The sequence below is a fragment of the Micromonospora coriariae genome (assembly GCF_900091455.1).
In the GTDB taxonomy this organism is placed as follows: domain Bacteria; phylum Actinomycetota; class Actinomycetes; order Mycobacteriales; family Micromonosporaceae; genus Micromonospora; species Micromonospora coriariae.
Window position 1 is genome coordinate 4,004,147 of the sequence record NZ_LT607412.1, and the last position, 17,227, is coordinate 4,021,373.

The 17,227-nt window shown below is 67.2% G+C and carries 14 protein-coding genes, 2 tRNA genes and 1 rRNA gene; 12 read left to right on the plus strand and 5 right to left on the minus strand.

The features are described 5' to 3' along the window. Positions 1 to 427: 427 nt before the first annotated feature. Positions 428 to 1,375: a hypothetical protein gene (locus GA0070607_RS18790; protein WP_089019374.1), complete on the minus strand. Its 948-nt coding sequence runs from the start codon at positions 1,373 to 1,375 to the stop codon at positions 428 to 430. Positions 1,376 to 2,520: 1,145 nt separating this feature from the next. Here GA0070607_RS18790 and GA0070607_RS18795 point away from each other — a divergent pair. The 3 genes from GA0070607_RS18795 (at position 2,521) to GA0070607_RS18800 (ending at position 5,830) form a co-directional block, all read left to right on the plus strand. Next, positions 2,521 to 2,931 carry a hypothetical protein gene (locus GA0070607_RS18795; RefSeq protein ID WP_089019375.1) on the plus strand — a complete coding sequence of 137 codons (411 nt, stop codon included), beginning with the start codon at positions 2,521 to 2,523 and terminating at the stop codon, positions 2,929 to 2,931. Between the two features lie 444 nt (positions 2,932 to 3,375). Further along, a complete protein-coding gene (locus GA0070607_RS32410; RefSeq protein WP_157743179.1) occupies positions 3,376 to 4,095 on the plus strand; it encodes a hypothetical protein in 720 nt (239 codons plus the stop codon). Positions 4,096 to 4,645: 550 nt separating this feature from the next. Beyond that, entirely contained in the window at positions 4,646 to 5,830 is a 1,185-nt protein-coding gene (locus GA0070607_RS18800; RefSeq protein WP_197701299.1) for an epoxide hydrolase family protein, read from the plus strand. Between the two features lie 279 nt (positions 5,831 to 6,109). On the opposite strand, the gene GA0070607_RS18805 is transcribed toward GA0070607_RS18800, so the two are convergent. Then, complete coding sequence (locus GA0070607_RS18805; protein WP_089019377.1) at positions 6,110 to 7,000, minus strand: DUF1963 domain-containing protein; 891 nt, start codon at positions 6,998 to 7,000, stop codon at positions 6,110 to 6,112. A gap of 11 nt (positions 7,001 to 7,011) precedes the next feature. On the opposite strand from GA0070607_RS18805, the gene GA0070607_RS18810 reads away from it, so the two are divergent. Continuing rightward, on the plus strand, positions 7,012 to 7,440 hold the full coding sequence (locus GA0070607_RS18810; RefSeq protein WP_231929975.1) for a tyrosine-type recombinase/integrase: 429 nt from the start codon (positions 7,012 to 7,014) through the stop codon (positions 7,438 to 7,440). A gap of 91 nt (positions 7,441 to 7,531) precedes the next feature. Here the strand turns inward: GA0070607_RS18810 and GA0070607_RS18815 are convergent. Continuing rightward, a tRNA-Gly gene (locus GA0070607_RS18815) sits at positions 7,532 to 7,605 on the minus strand. A gap of 289 nt (positions 7,606 to 7,894) precedes the next feature. On the opposite strand from GA0070607_RS18815, the gene GA0070607_RS18820 reads away from it, so the two are divergent. From GA0070607_RS18820 to clpX, 5 genes are all read left to right on the plus strand, one after another. After that, positions 7,895 to 7,968, plus strand: a tRNA-Pro gene (locus GA0070607_RS18820). Positions 7,969 to 8,113: 145 nt separating this feature from the next. Next, on the plus strand, positions 8,114 to 9,460 hold the full coding sequence (tig, locus tag GA0070607_RS18825; protein ID WP_089019379.1) for a trigger factor: 1,347 nt from the start codon (positions 8,114 to 8,116) through the stop codon (positions 9,458 to 9,460). A 194-nt stretch (positions 9,461 to 9,654) separates the two neighbouring features. After that, the gene (locus GA0070607_RS18830) at positions 9,655 to 10,296 is read left to right on the plus strand and encodes an ATP-dependent Clp protease proteolytic subunit (RefSeq protein ID WP_074313787.1); all 642 of its coding nucleotides are present in this window, start codon (positions 9,655 to 9,657) and stop codon (positions 10,294 to 10,296) included. A gap of 10 nt (positions 10,297 to 10,306) precedes the next feature. Continuing rightward, a complete protein-coding gene (locus tag GA0070607_RS18835; protein ID WP_074313786.1) occupies positions 10,307 to 10,969 on the plus strand; it encodes an ATP-dependent Clp protease proteolytic subunit in 663 nt (220 codons plus the stop codon). A 210-nt stretch (positions 10,970 to 11,179) separates the two neighbouring features. After that, positions 11,180 to 12,475 carry an ATP-dependent Clp protease ATP-binding subunit ClpX gene (gene clpX, locus GA0070607_RS18840; RefSeq protein ID WP_074313784.1) on the plus strand — a complete coding sequence of 432 codons (1,296 nt, stop codon included), beginning with the start codon at positions 11,180 to 11,182 and terminating at the stop codon, positions 12,473 to 12,475. Positions 12,476 to 12,499: 24 nt separating this feature from the next. Here the strand turns inward: clpX and GA0070607_RS18845 are convergent, their stop codons facing one another. Continuing rightward, positions 12,500 to 13,126, minus strand: coding sequence for a helix-turn-helix domain-containing protein (locus GA0070607_RS18845; RefSeq protein ID WP_089019380.1), 627 nt, complete (start codon positions 13,124 to 13,126; stop codon positions 12,500 to 12,502). A gap of 41 nt (positions 13,127 to 13,167) precedes the next feature. Here GA0070607_RS18845 and GA0070607_RS18850 point away from each other — a divergent pair, with 41 nt between their 5' ends. Further along, complete coding sequence (locus GA0070607_RS18850) at positions 13,168 to 14,001, plus strand: EamA family transporter (protein WP_089019381.1); 834 nt, start codon at positions 13,168 to 13,170, stop codon at positions 13,999 to 14,001. 38 nt (positions 14,002 to 14,039) lie between these two features. Next, the gene (locus GA0070607_RS18855; RefSeq protein ID WP_089019382.1) at positions 14,040 to 14,837 is read left to right on the plus strand and encodes a carbon-nitrogen hydrolase family protein; all 798 of its coding nucleotides are present in this window, start codon (positions 14,040 to 14,042) and stop codon (positions 14,835 to 14,837) included. A gap of 4 nt (positions 14,838 to 14,841) precedes the next feature. Here the strand turns inward: GA0070607_RS18855 and GA0070607_RS18860 are convergent, their stop codons facing one another. Then, the gene (locus GA0070607_RS18860; RefSeq protein WP_089019383.1) at positions 14,842 to 15,066 is read right to left on the minus strand and encodes a hypothetical protein; all 225 of its coding nucleotides are present in this window, start codon (positions 15,064 to 15,066) and stop codon (positions 14,842 to 14,844) included. Positions 15,067 to 15,699: 633 nt separating this feature from the next. On the opposite strand from GA0070607_RS18860, the gene GA0070607_RS18865 reads away from it, so the two are divergent. Beyond that, positions 15,700 to 17,216 (plus strand): 16S ribosomal RNA (locus GA0070607_RS18865). Positions 17,217 to 17,227 lie beyond the last annotated feature (11 nt).

A 17,227-nucleotide genomic window follows, 5' to 3' on the forward strand; every position in this document is an offset into this window, starting at 1 on the left:
TCGGGCAGAGCATGAGACGTTCAAAGCCTCTGCCCGTTCCCCAGGGCGAGCACCTGATGGAGTGACGCGACGTGGCATCTCAGAGGACACTCACGAACCGGGCTGGTCGTCGTCGGCCGGCGATCGCCGTCGCGCTGTGCGGAGGCCTCGCCGCGATCATCGCCCTCCTGGTGGGAATCCCCAGCGTGACCGGTGGCGGCTGGGGTGTCCTCAACTCCCCGCAGTCATCCTCTTCAGCTGCGCCCCAATCAGGGCCGACCGCGCAAGCGGCCTCCGACAGGCCGGTGCCCGCGGCGCAGGTCATCAAGGCTTGCGTCGGGGGCAGGCTTGACTCAGCATAAGGTGACGCTGATGAATGCCATACCGGACTGTCTAGTCCTGGAGGTCATCCGCGGCGGTGGCGGGCGGTGGGTTGAGCGCAGCGTGCTTAGAACGCGGCGAGCAGCGCCGGCAGGTCGGAATCGGCCTGGGTCAGTACGTGTATACCGCCGACGACGGTGAGCATGCGCATGCAGCCGTCGACCTCGATGTAGACGTAGTCGCCTCGGTTGACCACCGCGGATAGCGACACGAATCTCGTTGCATGGGCCGTGCAGGGTTTGGCGGGTGTCGACCACACCAACCTTCCGTTGAGTTCGGCCACACGATCGGACGGCACCTTGCTGCCACGCTCGAACTCGGCGATCGTGGGGTCGCCCTGCCGCGTGTCCGACATCCGATAACGGCAGACCACGGTCAACGTTGCGAGTTCGGGGGCGGGCAGGCCCACCGGCGGAGACGGCAGATACTGGCCGTCCTCACGCTCCTGCGGGGACGGCCGGAACTCGTCACGCCAACGCTGCTGGCAGCCGGCCTTCGCCGCCGCCCCAGAGATGATCTGTTCGACGACCCTGGTGCGAACCACCGTCAACCGCAGCGCCTCGCCGGCGTCGAGCACCTCGACCCTGGGCAGGCCGCAGTCGTTGACCGGGACACCAGGCCGCAGCCAACGCCCGTCCCGATCGAGCAGAACCAACCACGGCGGGTTTCGGCTGCCGTCCCCACAACCTTCGCCCGATCGCGGCTCGTCCGGCAGACGCAGCGCCCCAACGATCGCACCGATATCGTCGACGCGGCTCTCAACCTCGACGCGGTCACGGCCGCCATCTGGCTGGTCTCGCTCCTCTCGCGCGCAGACCACCGCGGACACCGGGTGGAACCCGTCGCCGAGCAGCGCCGGATACCGACCCCAGTCGTCGGCGTTCGGCTCGAACTCCTCCGCACACGACGTCCAGGCAGCATGGATCACCGGCTCGCGATCCCGAGGCGGAGAGTAGCCGGTACTGGCCGGAAGGTTGCCGCAGCCGGCGAGGATGGCCACGGCGAGCACGAGCACAGGGGCACATCTCAGCACACCGCTAAGACGCGACCCGGCACGCATCCGTTCCAACCTCCCACCCGATGCCTCCGGCGGCAATGGCCGGGGAGCAAACAGGCGTACGCCACGCGGGTCGCGCAACCCTGGCCGCTTCCTCCTTGCCGTGGTCACGTCCAACAGCATCGGGTAGGCAGCAGACGATCTGCAACAGTGACTGGCGTTCCTTTCCCAGCTCGCCGGACGATCGCATAGACCTAGGCATTACGAGATCAAGTTTCCGACTCGCCTACCTGGCCAACCGTTGGTTGAGCTGCGATTTGCCTTCCGGCATCTCTCAGGTCGGGCGCTCATCTGACCTGGGCCTTCGTGTGTCAGTGGGCGACGAGAATCGAACCCGCACCGTCGGTTTGGAAGAGCGTGCTCAACCGGTCGTGATGCCCGAAACGCCTGCGGCCGGCGGCGGAGCTGGTTGCCCCTCGTGCCCGCTCATGACCGCTGGGCGCCACGGTTACTGGCCCATGGATGGCCCGTGATGGCCTTGGGATTAGAAGAAGATCGCGGATGGCTGGTCGGGTGGGGACCTCCCTGGCCAGGCAGTCCGTCGTCGTCCGTTGGTGTCGGCGGTTGGCGGCGGTCTTGGCTGTACCGAAGGCTGTACGGCCACACGGTTTAGGAAGTGTGGACACGGATGGAAGTCATTCGGCAGCGACCCGGATTGACCTGCATCGCCATTCCGGCAGTCACGTCCAGGAGCTGACCGGAGTTACCCCTCGGGTCCCGTGCCTACGGGCACGCACGCACGGGCACGACGATCAAAGCGCCAGCAGTACCGGGTTGGGGCGGAGTACCGGGCGAATGTGCGCTGTAACGTGCGCGTCATGACGTTGCCGTTCCGGCCCGCCGTGCCGGCCGTCGCCGATCCTCCAGTCGCCAGTGCGGGTGCTACCAGAAGGGGAGGCGGCCGCCGACTTGCCATGCCCGATGCTCGTCCCCCGCGGACGCCCCCTTCGAGGGGCCGTTGGCGGCTCCTGGTCGCCGGGACGCTAGCTGTCGCACTGTGCGCTGGGTATCTGTCGGCCACCCTCGGCCATCGCCTCGATCACGGCAGCTCGTGGTGGCACGGGGCTGACGCGGAGTCCCGCACGGAAGGGCCGAGGACGGAGGTGCGGTTCTCGTTCAATCCGGGAGGGCAGATCACGTTCGGCGCGTCCATCCGCAATCCCGGTCCGTCGCCGGTCACGATCACCGGCATCGCGGTCGATGACGGTCCTGCCGATCAGCATGTGTTCAAGGTCGCGCGCTTGGCGGCAAACCATGCCGTCGACGACTCCACTGCCGTCGCGTTCTACCCGGCTACGGCGGCACCGTTCCGGTCGATCAGGGTGGGAGCGGGCATGGAACTGCCGGTCTTCGTAACGATCACGATCCCGGACGTAGAGCAGTCTCCCGGAGGAGGGCTGTTCTTCGATGACCTCGCGGTCGACTACGACGTGCTCGGACTGCCTCGCCACCAGCGGGTGCCGATGGGCTTCCGCTTGTTTGTCCACTCTCCAAAGGGCTATGTCCCCGGCTGACCGGCGAAGGCCGGAAACCGCCCTGGGAGGTGGCAGGGTGATTGCGGCCTAAAGGGATCTCCTCGTCGGGCAGTCGTAGACCGTCCAGCCTCCTCGGGCGGGGACAAGGTGGAGCGCAAGGGGCGGCCATAGCAGCTAATGGCCCACGGATGGCCCGCAAGATCGGGGCGGGGGGAGTGGCCGACCGGCCCAGGATCGGGGGACGCAGCCTCTGACCTGGGCCGGAGGCTGTTGGAGCGGGCGACGGGAATCGAATCCGCACCGTCAGTTTGGAAGGACGAAGATCATGGCCGACAAGGACCTGGTGGGCCAGGCCAGCCGCAGGGCGTGGGGACCGTTCGTGCCCGCTGATGACCGCCGGGGGTACGGGCTACTGGCACGTGGATGGCACGGCAACCTACGGACAACTACTCGTGGGCAGTTCCCCCTGGCATACTGCCGGCCGTGAAACCGATCCTTCGCCGTTGGCTCGCGGTAGGGCTTCTGGTTGCCGCCGCGGTGATTGTTGCTGTGACGGTCATCGCGAACCTGGACGGGGTCGGAGGGTTCGCTTGGCGTTGCGACGAAGGAGGGCAGCTGTGCTTGAGCCCCAAGCGAGGGGGGCACATCTACCTGCGGCCATTGGCCCATCCGCTTCTGGGTACCGCGCTCGCCGCCGGCCTAGTTGCGGCAGCCGCTCAACTGGCTGTTAAGCACCGCATTTCACGTCTCGCCTCACAGACAGTCGCGGCGGTCGTAGCTGTCGCAGCTCTGCTTCTCGGTCTGCCCGAATCCCTCGGTCCCCGGCTCGAAGCGTCCAGGGATGCGGTCGTGGCAACCTCTCCCAACTTCACGCTCGTGTCGTACCGAGTGCCCGGCCTCTTCAGTTCGGGAAGCGTATTGCTGAGACTGCAAAGCCGGGAGGGCATCGCCAGCCGCGAGAGTAGCGAAAGTCTGGCCTGCTTCATGGCGGAAAGGTCTGATGCCGGACCGGAATGGCTGTTCGGCCGGGCCAGCTTCGTGGACAACGACGAGATTGCACTGTCTGCCAAGGACGGGACCACGTGGCGGGTTCACTTCGACACGAAGGCCCTCTCATCGGTGAACCCGGTCGACAGATGCACCGATGCACCAGATCCTGCAGCTGACTATGACGGTTCTGGCAGTAACACCAGCGAGGATTAGAGCGGATCTCCTCGTCGGGCAGTCTCCGACCGTCCGGCCTCCCCGGACGGGGACCAGGTGGAGCGCCCTACCGGACGAACGACCTGGGCCCCGTCCGGGGAGGCTGGTAGCCCATGTGGTGCCCGGCGAGGTGATCCGCGGCGGCATCTCTGAGGAGGGTCGGGGTTCGGGGCGGAGCCCCGAGGTCTTCAAGGTCCTGTCGTCCCCAAGCGTGGCCGGCCGGCCCGGCCGATGCCGGCCGGAGGTCGCCAGCAGGCCGGGGCCGGGCCGGCGCGGCCCGCTTGCGGGCCGCCTTGATCCTTAAGAGGTTAATTCGGCAACGCGACGCGGTCGAGCCTTGTCCTCCGTCGACTGATGGCGACACACGTCCGCCAACTGATCCGCCACGGCCGGCACGCGGAATGCGGCAGATCCGTGCATCTGATCTTGGTTGAACGGCCGGCGTGCCGCGAGTGCCGGTCGACGGTTGGTCTGGGGCGAGGATGCCCTGCGCCGGCGGGGACATGTCCGACATACCATGCACGATATGATCACCGCAGCCGACGACGCGATCCATTCGTTTCGCATCGCCATCTCACAACGCGATCTGGACGATCTCCACGAGCGCCTCGACCGCACCCGCTGGCCCGACGAACTGCCCGGTGTGGGCTGGGCATACGGGGTCCCGCGCGACTACCTCAAGGAACTCGCGCGCTACTGGCGGCACGACTACGACTGGCGGTCTGCGGAGGCCGAACTGAACCAATGGCCCCAGTACACCACCAGCATCGACGGTGCGACCATTCACTTCGCTCACCTCCGCTCACCCGAGCCGGACGCGACCCCGCTGCTCATGACGCACGGCTGGCCCGGCTCAATCGTCGAGTTCGCCAAGGTCATCGGCCCGCTCACCGACCCGCAAGCGCACGGCGGCGATCCCGCTGACGCCGTACACCTCGTGCTCCCGAGCATCCCGGGCTTCGGCCTGTCCGGGCCGACGACGCAGACAGGCTGGGAGTTCAAGCGGGTAGCCGCCGCGTTCGCCGTGCTCATGGAACGTATCGGATACGAGCGGTACGGGGTGCAGGGTGGCGACTGGGGAGCAACCATCTCCCGAGAGCTCGGCCGCACCCGACCCGACCGGGTCATCGGCGTGCACCTCAACCTGCTGCCCAACTCGTTCCAGGCTCAGGAACCCGTCCCGCACGAGCTGGCGGCCCTGAGCCCGAAAGAGCGCGAACGCACGCTGGCCTCCTGGGAACGCATAAAGGCCTGGAGCCGCGAGCGCCAGGGATATGCCGACCTTCAGTCCACCCGCCCACAGACGCTGGCATACAGCTTGACCGACTCGCCAGTGGGCCAACTGGCCTGGATCGTCGAGAAGTTCAAGGAGTGGACCGACTCGAAGGACCGCCCAGAGGACGCCGTCGACCGCGACCAGATGCTCACCAACGTGATGCTCTACTGGCTGACCGGCACAGCCGGCTCCTCCGCCCGCATCTACTACGAACGGGCACACGCCGACTACTGGGGAAACCCCCCGGAACCGTCGACCGCACCAACCGCGCTGGCAGTCTTCCCGCAGGACAACTTCATCCCACTACGGCACATCGCGGACCGTACGAACGACATCGTGCAATGGACGGAGCACGACCGCGGCGGACACTTCGCAGCGATGGAGCAACCGGGACTCCTCGTCAACGACATACAACGGTTCTTCCGGACGCTTCGCGAGACCGAGACCGCACCCGTCTGACGGCCCCCAAAATCACTACGAGCGATAGGCCTCGACCCTTGACTCCGTGAGGCTCAAGGCGCCGGCGGGGCACTGGCCGACCGCCGTCAGCCGGCAGCGCAGGAACGAATCAACCGGCGGCTGTACCTGCCAGCCCCCGATCAGCACTTGAGTTACCAACTGGATCGGCGAACGGACTCTGGCGGCGCTGCACGCACATCGGCAATAGCGGATGCCCAGCAATTGACGTCGGCATCGCCGGCAACGCAGATCGTGGCCGTACACGGCGCCGCCGGTGTTCTATGGAATCAACTCAGCCACGGAAAGTGCTTCGTCCAGTCGACCAGCGGCCAGGTCGTCGTGACGGATCACGAAACTCCCGTCACTTCGGTAATAGAGCTCGTTATCTACGGGAAAGTGGGCGAGCGACACCCACTCACTCGTCAGCCGGTGCGTTTCCTTCTCCACATGGGAATACCATTTCGCGACCGGGATGACGATCTCGCCAGTCTTCTCGCGCCACGCGAGGGTCTGCTCCGCAAAACTCTTGATTACCTCCTCGTCGGCATACCCGCCGATATAGGCGCTGGCGTACCCGTTGTCAGGCGGCCAGAGATCGTTGGCCAGAGCACAGAGTTCGTCCAGGTGCGGCAGGTCACGCTCGAGGTCACGGGCCAACTGCTGCTGGAAGGGCGACAGGTCGTCCTCGTCCTCATCCTCCTCGTCCTCGTCGTCCGCCCCGAACCAATCGGGGAACTCCGCGCGCAGCGTGGCGACGATGTCGTACTGCTTGCCGACGAACGCGTCGTCGGTGGATCCTGTCGCCACCTCGGTATCGGTACCGGCCGGCACATACACGACTCGCCCGCACCTTCGCTCCCCGGTGGCAGCGGCCTGCTCGTGGTTCAGGAAGAACAGCAGCGAGCCGTCTGCCGGCAGGCCGAAGCCGTCGACTCTTGGCAGCGCCGCACAGTCGACCGAGAAGATGAACGGCAACGGACTGACCCCGTCGGACGGCCAGTCCATGCCCACCGGCAGCCGGGGCAACCCACCGAACTGCCCGACCGGAACACCGCCGGATCCCCCGCTCAACCGGATCGACAAACGGAGGTGCTGGATGAACCGGCTGACCTCGTCGTCCGGGATGCCCAACGCGAGCGCTGCACGACGAAGCTGCCCCTGATGATCCATAGCGCAACATGGTGCCACGAGGGCGAGCCCGGCGACCGGGTGCCCCACGGCCCGCACGCGACGTTGTCGCGCTGCCGGCTGCCGCGGTTGAGTCCCTGCGCGAGCACCTGGCCGACCATGTCGAAGACGGCCCCGATGCGCTGATCTTCACTGGTGCGAAGGGTGCGCCGCTGCGTTCCGGCAACTTCGGGCGGGCCGTCAAATGGGCCAAGACGGTCGACTCGGTGGGCCTGGCCGGCTTTCACTTCCACGACCTACGCCATACCGGCAACACCCTCGCCGCCGCCTCCGGGGCCAGCACACGAGAGCTGATGCACCGCCGGGGACACGCGACCATGCGGGCAGCCCTGATCTACCAACACGCCACCAGCGAGCGGGACCGCGAGATCGCCCAGGCGATGGATCGGCGCATAGCCGGAAGTGGTCGACGTCGGCCGTGAATGGCACGCGGATGGCACGCAAGATCCAGAGTGGGAGAGAAGCGACCGGCCCAGGTGCCGCGATCATGCGGTCTACCTGGGCCTTCGTGGATGGAGCGGGCGACGGGAATCGAACCCGCACCGTCAGTTTGGAAGACTGAAGCTCTACCATTGAGCTACGCCCGCGCTCAGCCCCGCCGAAGCAGGACGCGCCGACAGCGTACCCAATCGCCGTGCCGCCCGCGCAGCCGCCACCGCCGCGCGCCGCCCCCGCGTGCCGCGCTCCAAGATCCGCGCAACATCAGGGATTTAGGGGCCTCAGCGCGCCGGGAGGCAACGCTTTCCCTGAAGTTGCGCGGATCTTGGCTCGGGAGACCGGCGGGGAAGCGGACGGGGGGTTTTGGGGAATGTGTCCGGGTGAGAGGTGGCCCCGGCACGTCCGGGGCACGCCGACGGCATAGACTGCACGTCGCCACGGGGTGTGGCGCAGCTTGGTAGCGCACTCGCTTTGGGAGCGAGGGGCCGTGGGTTCAAATCCCGCCACCCCGACTGTCGTCCGCGGCCGGGTCGCCCCGGGTGCCGCCGAGTTTTCCGCGCGGTCCCCGGGCGCTGCCGGAGCGTCAGGCCGGCTCACCTACACTCGATGGGCTGAATCACGCCCAGACTCAACTGAGATCCGTCAAGGAGTACGCCTGTGAAGAGCACCGTCGAGACTCTGAGCCCGACGCGCGTGCGGCTCGCCATCGAGGTGCCGTTCGTCGAGCTCGAGCCGAGCCTCAAGAAGGCGTACCGGGAGATCGGTTCGCAGGTCCAGGTTCCCGGCTTCCGCCGGGGCAAGGTGCCGACCGCGGTGATCGACCAGCGGGTGGGCCGGGGCACCGTCCTCAACGAGGCGGTCCAGGACGCCATCCCGGACAACATCCTCACCGCGGTGCGCGAGCACGACCTGAAGACGCTGGGGCGTCCCGAGGTCGAGATCACCGAGTTCAACGACGGTGACTCGCTGAACTTCACCGCCGAGATGGACGTCCGTCCGGAGATCACCCTGCCCGACGCGTCGACCATCGAGGTGACCGTCGACGAGCTGCAGATCGACGAGAGCGAGATCGACGAGCAGGTGAAGAACCTGCGGGAGCGGTTCGCCACCCTGAAGACCGTCGAGCGGGCCGCCGCCGAGGGCGACTACGTCCAGATCGACCTGAACGCGACGGTCGACGGCGAGGACGTGCCGGGCGGCCAGGCGAGCAACATCTCCCACGAGGTGGGCAGCAAGCAGCTTCTGCCGGGCCTCGACGAGGCCGTGGTCGGTCTCGCCGCCGGCGAGAGCACCACCTTCACCACCCAGCTGGTCGGCGGCGACTTCGCCGGCCGGGACGCCGAGGTGGCGGTGACCGTGCGGACGGTCAAGGAGAAGGAGCTGCCCGAGCTGAACGACGAGTTCGCCCAGATGGCGAGCGAGTTCGACACGATCGAGGAGCTGCGCGGCGACCTGCGCGCCCGGGTCACCCAGGGCAAGCAGGTCGAGCAGATCTACGCGGCTCGGGACAAGGCCCTGGCGCAGCTGGTCGAGGCCGCCGAGGTGCCGGCGCCGGAGGGTGTCGTCCGCGAGGAGGTGGCCAGCCGCAAGCAGGCGATGGTCGACCAGCTGGAGCGGATCGGCGCCTCCATGGAGGAGTACCTCGCCGCCGAGGAGAAGACCGAGGAGCAGATCGACGCCGAGCTGACCGAGGCGGCGACCGAGGGCGTCAAGGTGCAGCTGCTGCTGGACACCCTGGCCGACGCCGAGGACGTGCAGGTCTCCGACGACGAGTTCGGCCACGAGATCGTGCACCGGGCCCAGCGGGCCGGGATGGCCCCGCAGCAGTACTACGACCAGCTGGTGCGCTCCGGCGCGGCCGGCGCGGTCTTCGGTGACGTGCGGCGGGGCAAGGCGCTCGCGGCCGTCATGGAGCGGATCACGATCAAGGACTCGGCCGGCAACGAGGTCACCCTCGACGCGCTGCGCGCCGCCAACGAGGCGGAGCACAACCACGAACACTGATCGTCGGGTGCGGCCGCCGTCCGCCGCTGTGCGGTGGACGGCGGCCGAGTCCATTCCGGGGTACGCCCGGAAGCCCGCGCCGCGGGTACGCCCGACGCAGCTGCGCTGAGAGCGAACAGTGCCCCGACCGGGACTCTGCCGCCCCGTACAGCGGTTAGTGTCGGGAAAGACGGTACGGAGAGCGAAGGGCTGCCATGACCGACATGCACATCCCCAAGAAGTCGCTCCGGGCGATTGACGCGCGCGGTGGCGACTCCATTGGCAACCTCGACGACTCGGTCTACAACCGGTTGCTCAAGGAACGCATCATCTTCCTGGGCAGTGAGGTGACCGACCAGGTCGCCAACCGCATCTGCGCGCAGCTGCTGCTGCTCGCCGCGGAGGACCCGGACCGCGACATCAACCTGTGGATCAACTCGCCGGGTGGCTCGGTCTACTCCGGCATGGCGATCTACGACACCATGCAGTTCATCGACAACGACGTGTCGACCGTGGCGATGGGCATGGCTGCCTCGATGGGCCAGCTGCTGCTCTGCGCGGGCACCAAGGGCAAGCGGTACGCCCTGCCCCACGCCCGGATCATGATGCACCAGCCGTCCGGTGGTCTGGGTGGTACGGCGTCCGACATCGCCATCCAGGCGGAGCAGATGCTCTACACGAAGCGGATGTTCCAGGAGCGGGTCGCACACCACACCGGTCAGAGCCAGGCGCAGATTGAGGCGGACTCGGACCGGGACCGTTGGTTCACCGCCCAGGAGGCCATGGACTACGGCTTCATCGACAAGGTGATCATCGGGGCCGCTCAGGTTCCGGATGGCGCCGGGACCCTGAGCTGAGGAGCTGACGATGACCGATCTGAGCTTGCCGCCCCAGTTCGCGGCCGTGCACAACCGTTACGTGCTTCCGTCGTTCGTCGAGCGCACGTCGTACGGGGTCAAGGAGTCGAACCCGTACAACAAGCTCTTCGAGGACCGGATCATCTTCCTCGGCGTCCAGGTGGACGACGCGTCGGCCAACGACGTGATGGCCCAGCTGCTGACGCTCGAGGGCACCGACCCGGACCGCGACATCATCATGTACATCAACTCGCCGGGTGGCTCGTTCACCGCGATGACGGCGATCTACGACACCATGCAGTACGTCCGTCCGGACATCTCCACCGTCTGCCTGGGGCAGGCGGCCAGCGCGGCGGCGGTCCTGCTGTCGGCCGGCACTCCGGGCAAGCGGATGGCGCTTCCGAACTCGCGGATCATCATCCACCAGCCGGCCACCGAGGGCGGCTACGGGCAGGGTTCGGACATCGAGATCCAGGCCCGGGAGATCCTGCGGATGCGGACTCAGCTGGAGGACATGCTCTCCCGCCACTGCAACCGCCCGATCGAGCAGGTCCGCAAGGACATCGACCGGGACAAGATCATGACGGCCGAGGAGGCCAAGGAGTACGGCCTGGTCGACACGATCCTGACCAGCCGCAAGAAGGGTCTGCTGGCGGCCAACGCCGCCCGCTGAGCAGTACCGGGTCAGAGGTTGGCCGGGGCGTCGTTCCCGGCCGACCTCTGACACACCCGTTTTGGGGGTCGGAGAATGCCCCGCCAGCGGGTAACGTCGGGTCCGTACCGCTTCGCCGGTTGGGCCGGTGGGGTGAACGAAGCCGGACGGCGCGCAGCGTCCGCAGGGTCAGGGCCGGGTCTCCGGCCGATGAGTGCAGGGAGAACGTAGGTGGCACGGATCGGTGACGGCGGCGACCTACTGAAATGCTCCTTCTGCGGCAAGTCGCAGAAGCAGGTGAAGAAGCTCATCGCGGGGCCTGGGGTCTACATCTGCGACGAGTGCATCGATCTCTGCAACGAGATCATCGAAGAGGAGCTGGCCGAGTCCGGCGAGGTGAAGTGGGAAGAGCTTCCCAAGCCGATGGAGATCTGCCAGTTCCTCGACAACTACGTGGTCGGGCAGGATCAGGCCAAGAAGGCGCTCGCCGTCGCGGTCTACAACCACTACAAGCGGATCCAGGCCGAGGCGGCCGGCGCGCCGGGCTCCGGCAGTGACGCCGTCGAGCTGGCCAAGTCCAACATCCTGCTGCTCGGCCCGACCGGGTGCGGCAAGACCCACCTGGCGCAGACGTTGGCCCGGATGTTGAACGTCCCGTTCGCGATCGCCGACGCCACCGCGCTGACCGAGGCGGGTTACGTCGGCGAGGACGTGGAGAACATCCTCCTCAAGCTGATCCAGGCCGCGGACTACGACATCAAGCGCGCCGAGACCGGCATCATCTACATCGACGAGGTCGACAAGATCGCCCGCAAGTCGGAGAATCCGTCGATCACCCGGGACGTCTCCGGCGAGGGTGTGCAGCAGGCCCTGCTCAAGATGCTGGAAGGCACTGTGGCCAACGTGCCGCCGCAGGGCGGGCGCAAGCACCCGCACCAGGAGTTCATCCAGATCGACACCACAAATGTGCTGTTCATCTGCGGTGGCGCGTTCGCTGGTCTGGATCAGATCATCGAGTCCCGCACCGGGCAGGGTGGCACCGGCTTCGGTGCCCGGCTCCGGTCGGTGTCCGACCGGTCGACCGATGACATCTTCAGCCAGGTCATGCCGGAGGACATGCTCAAGTTCGGGTTGATCCCCGAGTTCGTGGGCCGGCTGCCGGTGATCACCAACGTGCGCAGCCTGGACCGCAGCGCCCTGGTGCGGATCCTCACCGAGCCGCGCAACGCCCTGGTCCGGCAGTATCAGCGTCTCTTCGAGCTGGACGGGGTCGAGCTGGAGTTCGACGAGCCGGCACTCGAGGCGATCGCCGACCAGGCCATGCTGCGGGGCACCGGCGCCCGCGGCCTGCGGGCCATCATCGAGGAGGTTCTGCTCTCCGCGATGTACGAGGTGCCGAGCAACCCCGACGCCGCCCGTGTGCTGATCACCCGCGAGGTGGTCCTGGAGAACGTCAACCCGACCATCGTGCCCCGCGAGTTCACCGGCCGTCGTGCCCGGCGGGACCGCGAGGAGAAGTCGGCCTGATCGTCCTCGCGTCGCGCCGGCCGCTCAGTCCTGACGCGGCCGGCGCGAGCGGGTCCGGCGATCCCACTCGCCCGACGGGGTGACGGTCACCATCATCAGCCGGGCCGGTTGGTCGGTGTCGTTGCGGTAGCCGTGCTCCCGGTCGGCGTGGAACTCGATCGTCTCGCCGGCCCGGACGGGGTGGTCCTGCCCGTCGACGCGGACGACGATCGCGCCGATCAGCACGTGGAGGACTTCCCGGGTGCCGCGCGGGTGGTCGGGGGAGCGGTGTGCCTCGCCGGGTTCCAGCCGCCAGTCCCAGAGCTCGACCAGGTCCGGTTCGCCCAGCCCACTGAGCAGGTGGGCGGTGCCACCTCGTTCGCCCTGCCAGAGCACGGGCGCGTCGGCGACGGGGGTGATCTTGACGGGCCGTTCCTCGTCCGGCTCCAGCAGGCGGGCGATGTTGACCCCGAACGCGTCGGCGACGCGGCAGAGCGTGCCGACGCTCGGGTTGGTGCGCGCGCTCTCGATCTGCACGAGCATCCCCTTGCTCACCCCCGACCGGCCGGCCAGCTCCTCGAAGGACCAGCCGCGTGTGGCGCGTAGCTCGCGTACCTGCCGGGCCACCGCGGCGGTCACCGCGCCGATGCGGCCCGCTCCGGTCTCGGTCATTGAACTATCCTTCACGGTCAGTATTGTGATACGACTGTCGCATGCTACCCATTCTCCTGGCAGCGGTGTCCGCCGTTGCATTCGGCACGGCCGACTTCTCCGGCGGGAAGGCGTCACGGCGGGCCGATCCGATCGCCGTCACGGTGGTCTCCCAGCTGCTCAGCGTCCCGCTCTTGATCGTTCTGGTGCTGGTCGTGCCCGGGACCCCCACCGTCGGCGACATCGCCTGGGGGCTGGTCGCCGGGGTGGCCGGCGCGGCCGGGGTCATGCTGCTCTACCGCGCTCTTGCCGGCGGGATGATGGCCGTGGTGGCGCCGGTCACCGCGATCACCGCGGCGGTGGTGCCGATCGTCGCCGGCCTGTTCACCTCGACGTTCCCCGGCGCTGCCGCGCTCACCGGCGCCGGCCTCGCCGTGCTGGCGATCGCACTGGTCAGCCTGGGCGAGGGTGGTAGCCGGCGGGCGGTCCCGGCGCGGCTGGTGGGGCTGGCGCTGGCCGCCGGGGCGCTCTTCGGCGTCTTCTTCACGCTGCTCGGCCAGGCTGGCGAAGGGGCCGGCATGTGGCCGGTGGCGGCCGTACGGGCCAGCTCGATCGCGTTCGGCCTCGCGCTGGCCGCAGGCACCGGCGTGCGACTCCGGCTCGGGCGACGCGTCCTGGTGTGGGCCGCGGTAGCCGGCCTGCTCGACAGTGCCGCGAACGCGCTCTTCCTCGCGGCCGCCGCCCGGGGTCACCTGAGCATCGTCGCGGCGATCGCCGCGCTCTACCCGGCCAGCACGGTGCTGCTCGCGCTCGCCGTCGATCGGGAGAGATTGCGACCGGTGCAGGTCGCCGGGCTCGGCTTCGCCGCCGGAGCCCTGGTGCTGGCCAGCATCTGAGGCTGCCGGTGCGGCCCCTTCGGCCGTACCCTTGGCCCATGCGCGTCGCCGTCTGCCAGCTGAACGCCCGGGATGACCGCAAGGCCAATCTGGCGGCCGCGGAGGTCCTGCTGGAACGCGCCGCCGCCGGCGGCGCGGACCTCGCGGTCCTGCCGGAGTACGTCGACTACCTGGGCCCCGCCGCCGGGTTGCCCGAGCCGGAGCCGGTGGACGGCGAGGTGGGCAGCTTCTTCGCCGGGATCGCCCGGCGACTCGGCATCTGGCTGGTGGCCGGGTCGTTCCACGAGGCCGGCCCCGACCCGGAGCACACCTGGAACACGTTGCTGGTCTTCGACCGGTCCGGCAGCCTGGCCGCGAGCTACCGCAAGATCCACCTGTACGACGTGGAGATACCCGGCCGGGTCTCCTACCTGGAGTCGGCGAGCGTCGCCGCAGGTGACCAGCCGGTGGTGGTCGACATCGAGGGGCTCCGGGTGGGCCTGTCGATCTGTTACGACCTGCGCTTCCCGGAGCTCTACCGGCGCCTGGCCACCGAGGGTGGCGCCCAGTTGCTCGTGGTCCCGGCGGCGTTCATGCTGCACACCGGGCGGGACCACTGGGAGGTCCTGCTGCGGGCGCGGGCGATCGAGAACCAGTGCTTCGTCGCGGCCGCCGGCCAGACCGGTGACCACGAGCCCGGCCGCACGTGTTTCGGGCGCAGCATGGTGGTCGACCCGTGGGGCACCGTCCTCACCCAGTTGCCGGACGGCCCCGGAGTGTCCGTGGTCGACCTCGACCTCGACCGGCTCGCCCAGATCCGGGCCGAGCTGCCCAGCCTGGCCAACCGTCGGCTCTGAGCCCTCAGCCCTCCAGCAGGACGCCGATCGCCGCGAAGCCCGCGATGACCGCGGCGGTCACCAGCAGTGCGGTGGTCATCCGGGAGCGGCCCCGCCGGGCCAGCCGCCCCACCGAGAGCACCAGGACGACCAGGACGACCGCGCCGATCACCACCTGCCAGAACGGCAGGAGGAGGCCGAGCAGCGCCTCCTCGGCGTGCACCGTGACGCCGAGCCCGGGCTCATCCATGCCTGACACTCTGGCACGCCGGTGGTCCCCGCGTCGCGGGCTACGCGGGGACCACTGCCACCCCTTCGGCCAAACCAGTGATGAACCCTGATTTGCCTTCTCCGGGCCGTCCGCGTAACTTTCTCTCTGCACGGGGGAGGCCGGACAAACCGGCCGAGAGCGGGCGCCAGGCTCGTGGCGGAAACGCCGAGCGAGACTGAGGATCGGGCGGTGCGGATTCACTCCGGAGACGGGGTTGCAGACGCGAAGCCGACCGGGTAGAGTTCTGAAGCCGGCAGGAGCCGGGCGGAGAGCCGCGAAGCGGTGATCGGCCGGTCTGCGGCTTCCCACGACAGTAACGACCGCCGGGTACGGCGTGCGTCATCGTGGATCAGGACGAACCAAGTTGATCACCTCGGACACGAGGTTGACAATGAAAGTTCGACCAAGTAAGTTTTAGCGGTTGCCCCGAAACGGGGCCCCACGAGTGGGGCTTTTGATCGGTGTGTGGTTGTTCTTTGAGAACTCAACAGGGTGCTTGAAAAGCCAGTGCCAATTATGATTTATACCCCGGACTGGTGATCCTTTTGGATTGCTGGTTGGGATTCCTTTGGCAACATTTGTTTGTTGTCAGGATGCTGTTCAACTAATTTTTTGTTGGAGAGTTTGATCCTGGCTCAGGACGAACGCTGGCGGCGTGCTTAACACATGCAAGTCGAGCGGAAAGGCCCTTCGGGGTACTCGAGCGGCGAACGGGTGAGTAACACGTGAGCAACCTGCCCCAAGCTTTGGGATAACCCCGGGAAACCGGGGCTAATACCGAATATTACCTGGCCTCGCATGAGGTTGGGTGGAAAGTTTTTCGGCTTGGGATGGGCTCGCGGCCTATCAGCTTGTTGGTGGGGTGATGGCCTACCAAGGCGACGACGGGTAGCCGGCCTGAGAGGGCGACCGGCCACACTGGGACTGAGACACGGCCCAGACTCCTACGGGAGGCAGCAGTGGGGAATATTGCACAATGGGCGGAAGCCTGATGCAGCGACGCCGCGTGAGGGATGACGGCCTTCGGGTTGTAAACCTCTTTCAGCAGGGACGAAGCGTAAGTGACGGTACCTGCAGAAGAAGCACCGGCCAACTACGTGCCAGCAGCCGCGGTAAGACGTAGGGTGCGAGCGTTGTCCGGATTTATTGGGCGTAAAGAGCTCGTAGGCGGCTTGTCGCGTCGACTGTGAAAACCCGCAGCTCAACTGCGGGCCTGCAGTCGATACGGGCAGGCTAGAGTTCGGTAGGGGAGACTGGAATTCCTGGTGTAGCGGTGAAATGCGCAGATATCAGGAGGAACACCGATGGCGAAGGCAGGTCTCTGGGCCGATACTGACGCTGAGGAGCGAAAGCGTGGGGAGCGAACAGGATTAGATACCCTGGTAGTCCACGCTGTAAACGTTGGGCGCTAGGTGTGGGGGGCCTCTCCGGTTCCCTGTGCCGCAGCTAACGCATTAAGCGCCCCGCCTGGGGAGTACGGCCGCAAGGCTAAAACTCAAAGGAATTGACGGGGGCCCGCACAAGCGGCGGAGCATGCGGATTAATTCGATGCAACGCGAAGAACCTTACCTGGGTTTGACATGGCCGCAAAACTCGCAGAGATGTGAGGTCCTTCGGGGGCGGTCACAGGTGGTGCATGGCTGTCGTCAGCTCGTGTCGTGAGATGTTGGGTTAAGTCCCGCAACGAGCGCAACCCTCGTTCGATGTTGCCAGCGCGTTATGGCGGGGACTCATCGAAGACTGCCGGGGTCAACTCGGAGGAAGGTGGGGATGACGTCAAGTCATCATGCCCCTTATGTCCAGGGCTTCACGCATGCTACAATGGCCGGTACAATGGGCTGCGATACCGTGAGGTGGAGCGAATCCCAAAAAGCCGGTCTCAGTTCGGATCGGGGTCTGCAACTCGACCCCGTGAAGTCGGAGTCGCTAGTAATCGCAGATCAGCAACGCTGCGGTGAATACGTTCCCGGGCCTTGTACACACCGCCCGTCACGTCACGAAAGTCGGCAACACCCGAAGCCGGTGGCCCAACCCCTTGTGGGAGGGAGCCGTCGAAGGTGGGGCTGGCGATTGGGACGAAGTCGTAACAAGGTAGCCGTACCGGAAGGTGCGGCTGGATCACCTCCTTTCTAAGGAGCAC

Bases quoted from the DNA above. Each gene is read 5' to 3' on its own strand.
- GA0070607_RS18805 (WP_089019377.1), bottom strand. From the start codon at position 7,000: ATGGATCATCAGGGGCAGCTTCGTCGTGCAGCGCTCGCGTTGGGCATC.
- GA0070607_RS18830 (WP_074313787.1), top strand. From the start codon at position 9,655: ATGACCGACATGCACATCCCCAAGAAGTCGCTCCGGGCGATTGACGCG.
- GA0070607_RS18835 (WP_074313786.1), top strand. From the start codon at position 10,307: ATGACCGATCTGAGCTTGCCGCCCCAGTTCGCGGCCGTGCACAACCGT.
- GA0070607_RS18845 (WP_089019380.1), bottom strand. From the start codon at position 13,126: ATGACCGAGACCGGAGCGGGCCGCATCGGCGCGGTGACCGCCGCGGTG.
- GA0070607_RS18850 (WP_089019381.1), top strand. From the start codon at position 13,168: ATGCTACCCATTCTCCTGGCAGCGGTGTCCGCCGTTGCATTCGGCACG.
- GA0070607_RS18855 (WP_089019382.1), top strand. From the start codon at position 14,040: ATGCGCGTCGCCGTCTGCCAGCTGAACGCCCGGGATGACCGCAAGGCC.
- GA0070607_RS18860 (WP_089019383.1), bottom strand. From the start codon at position 15,066: ATGGATGAGCCCGGGCTCGGCGTCACGGTGCACGCCGAGGAGGCGCTG.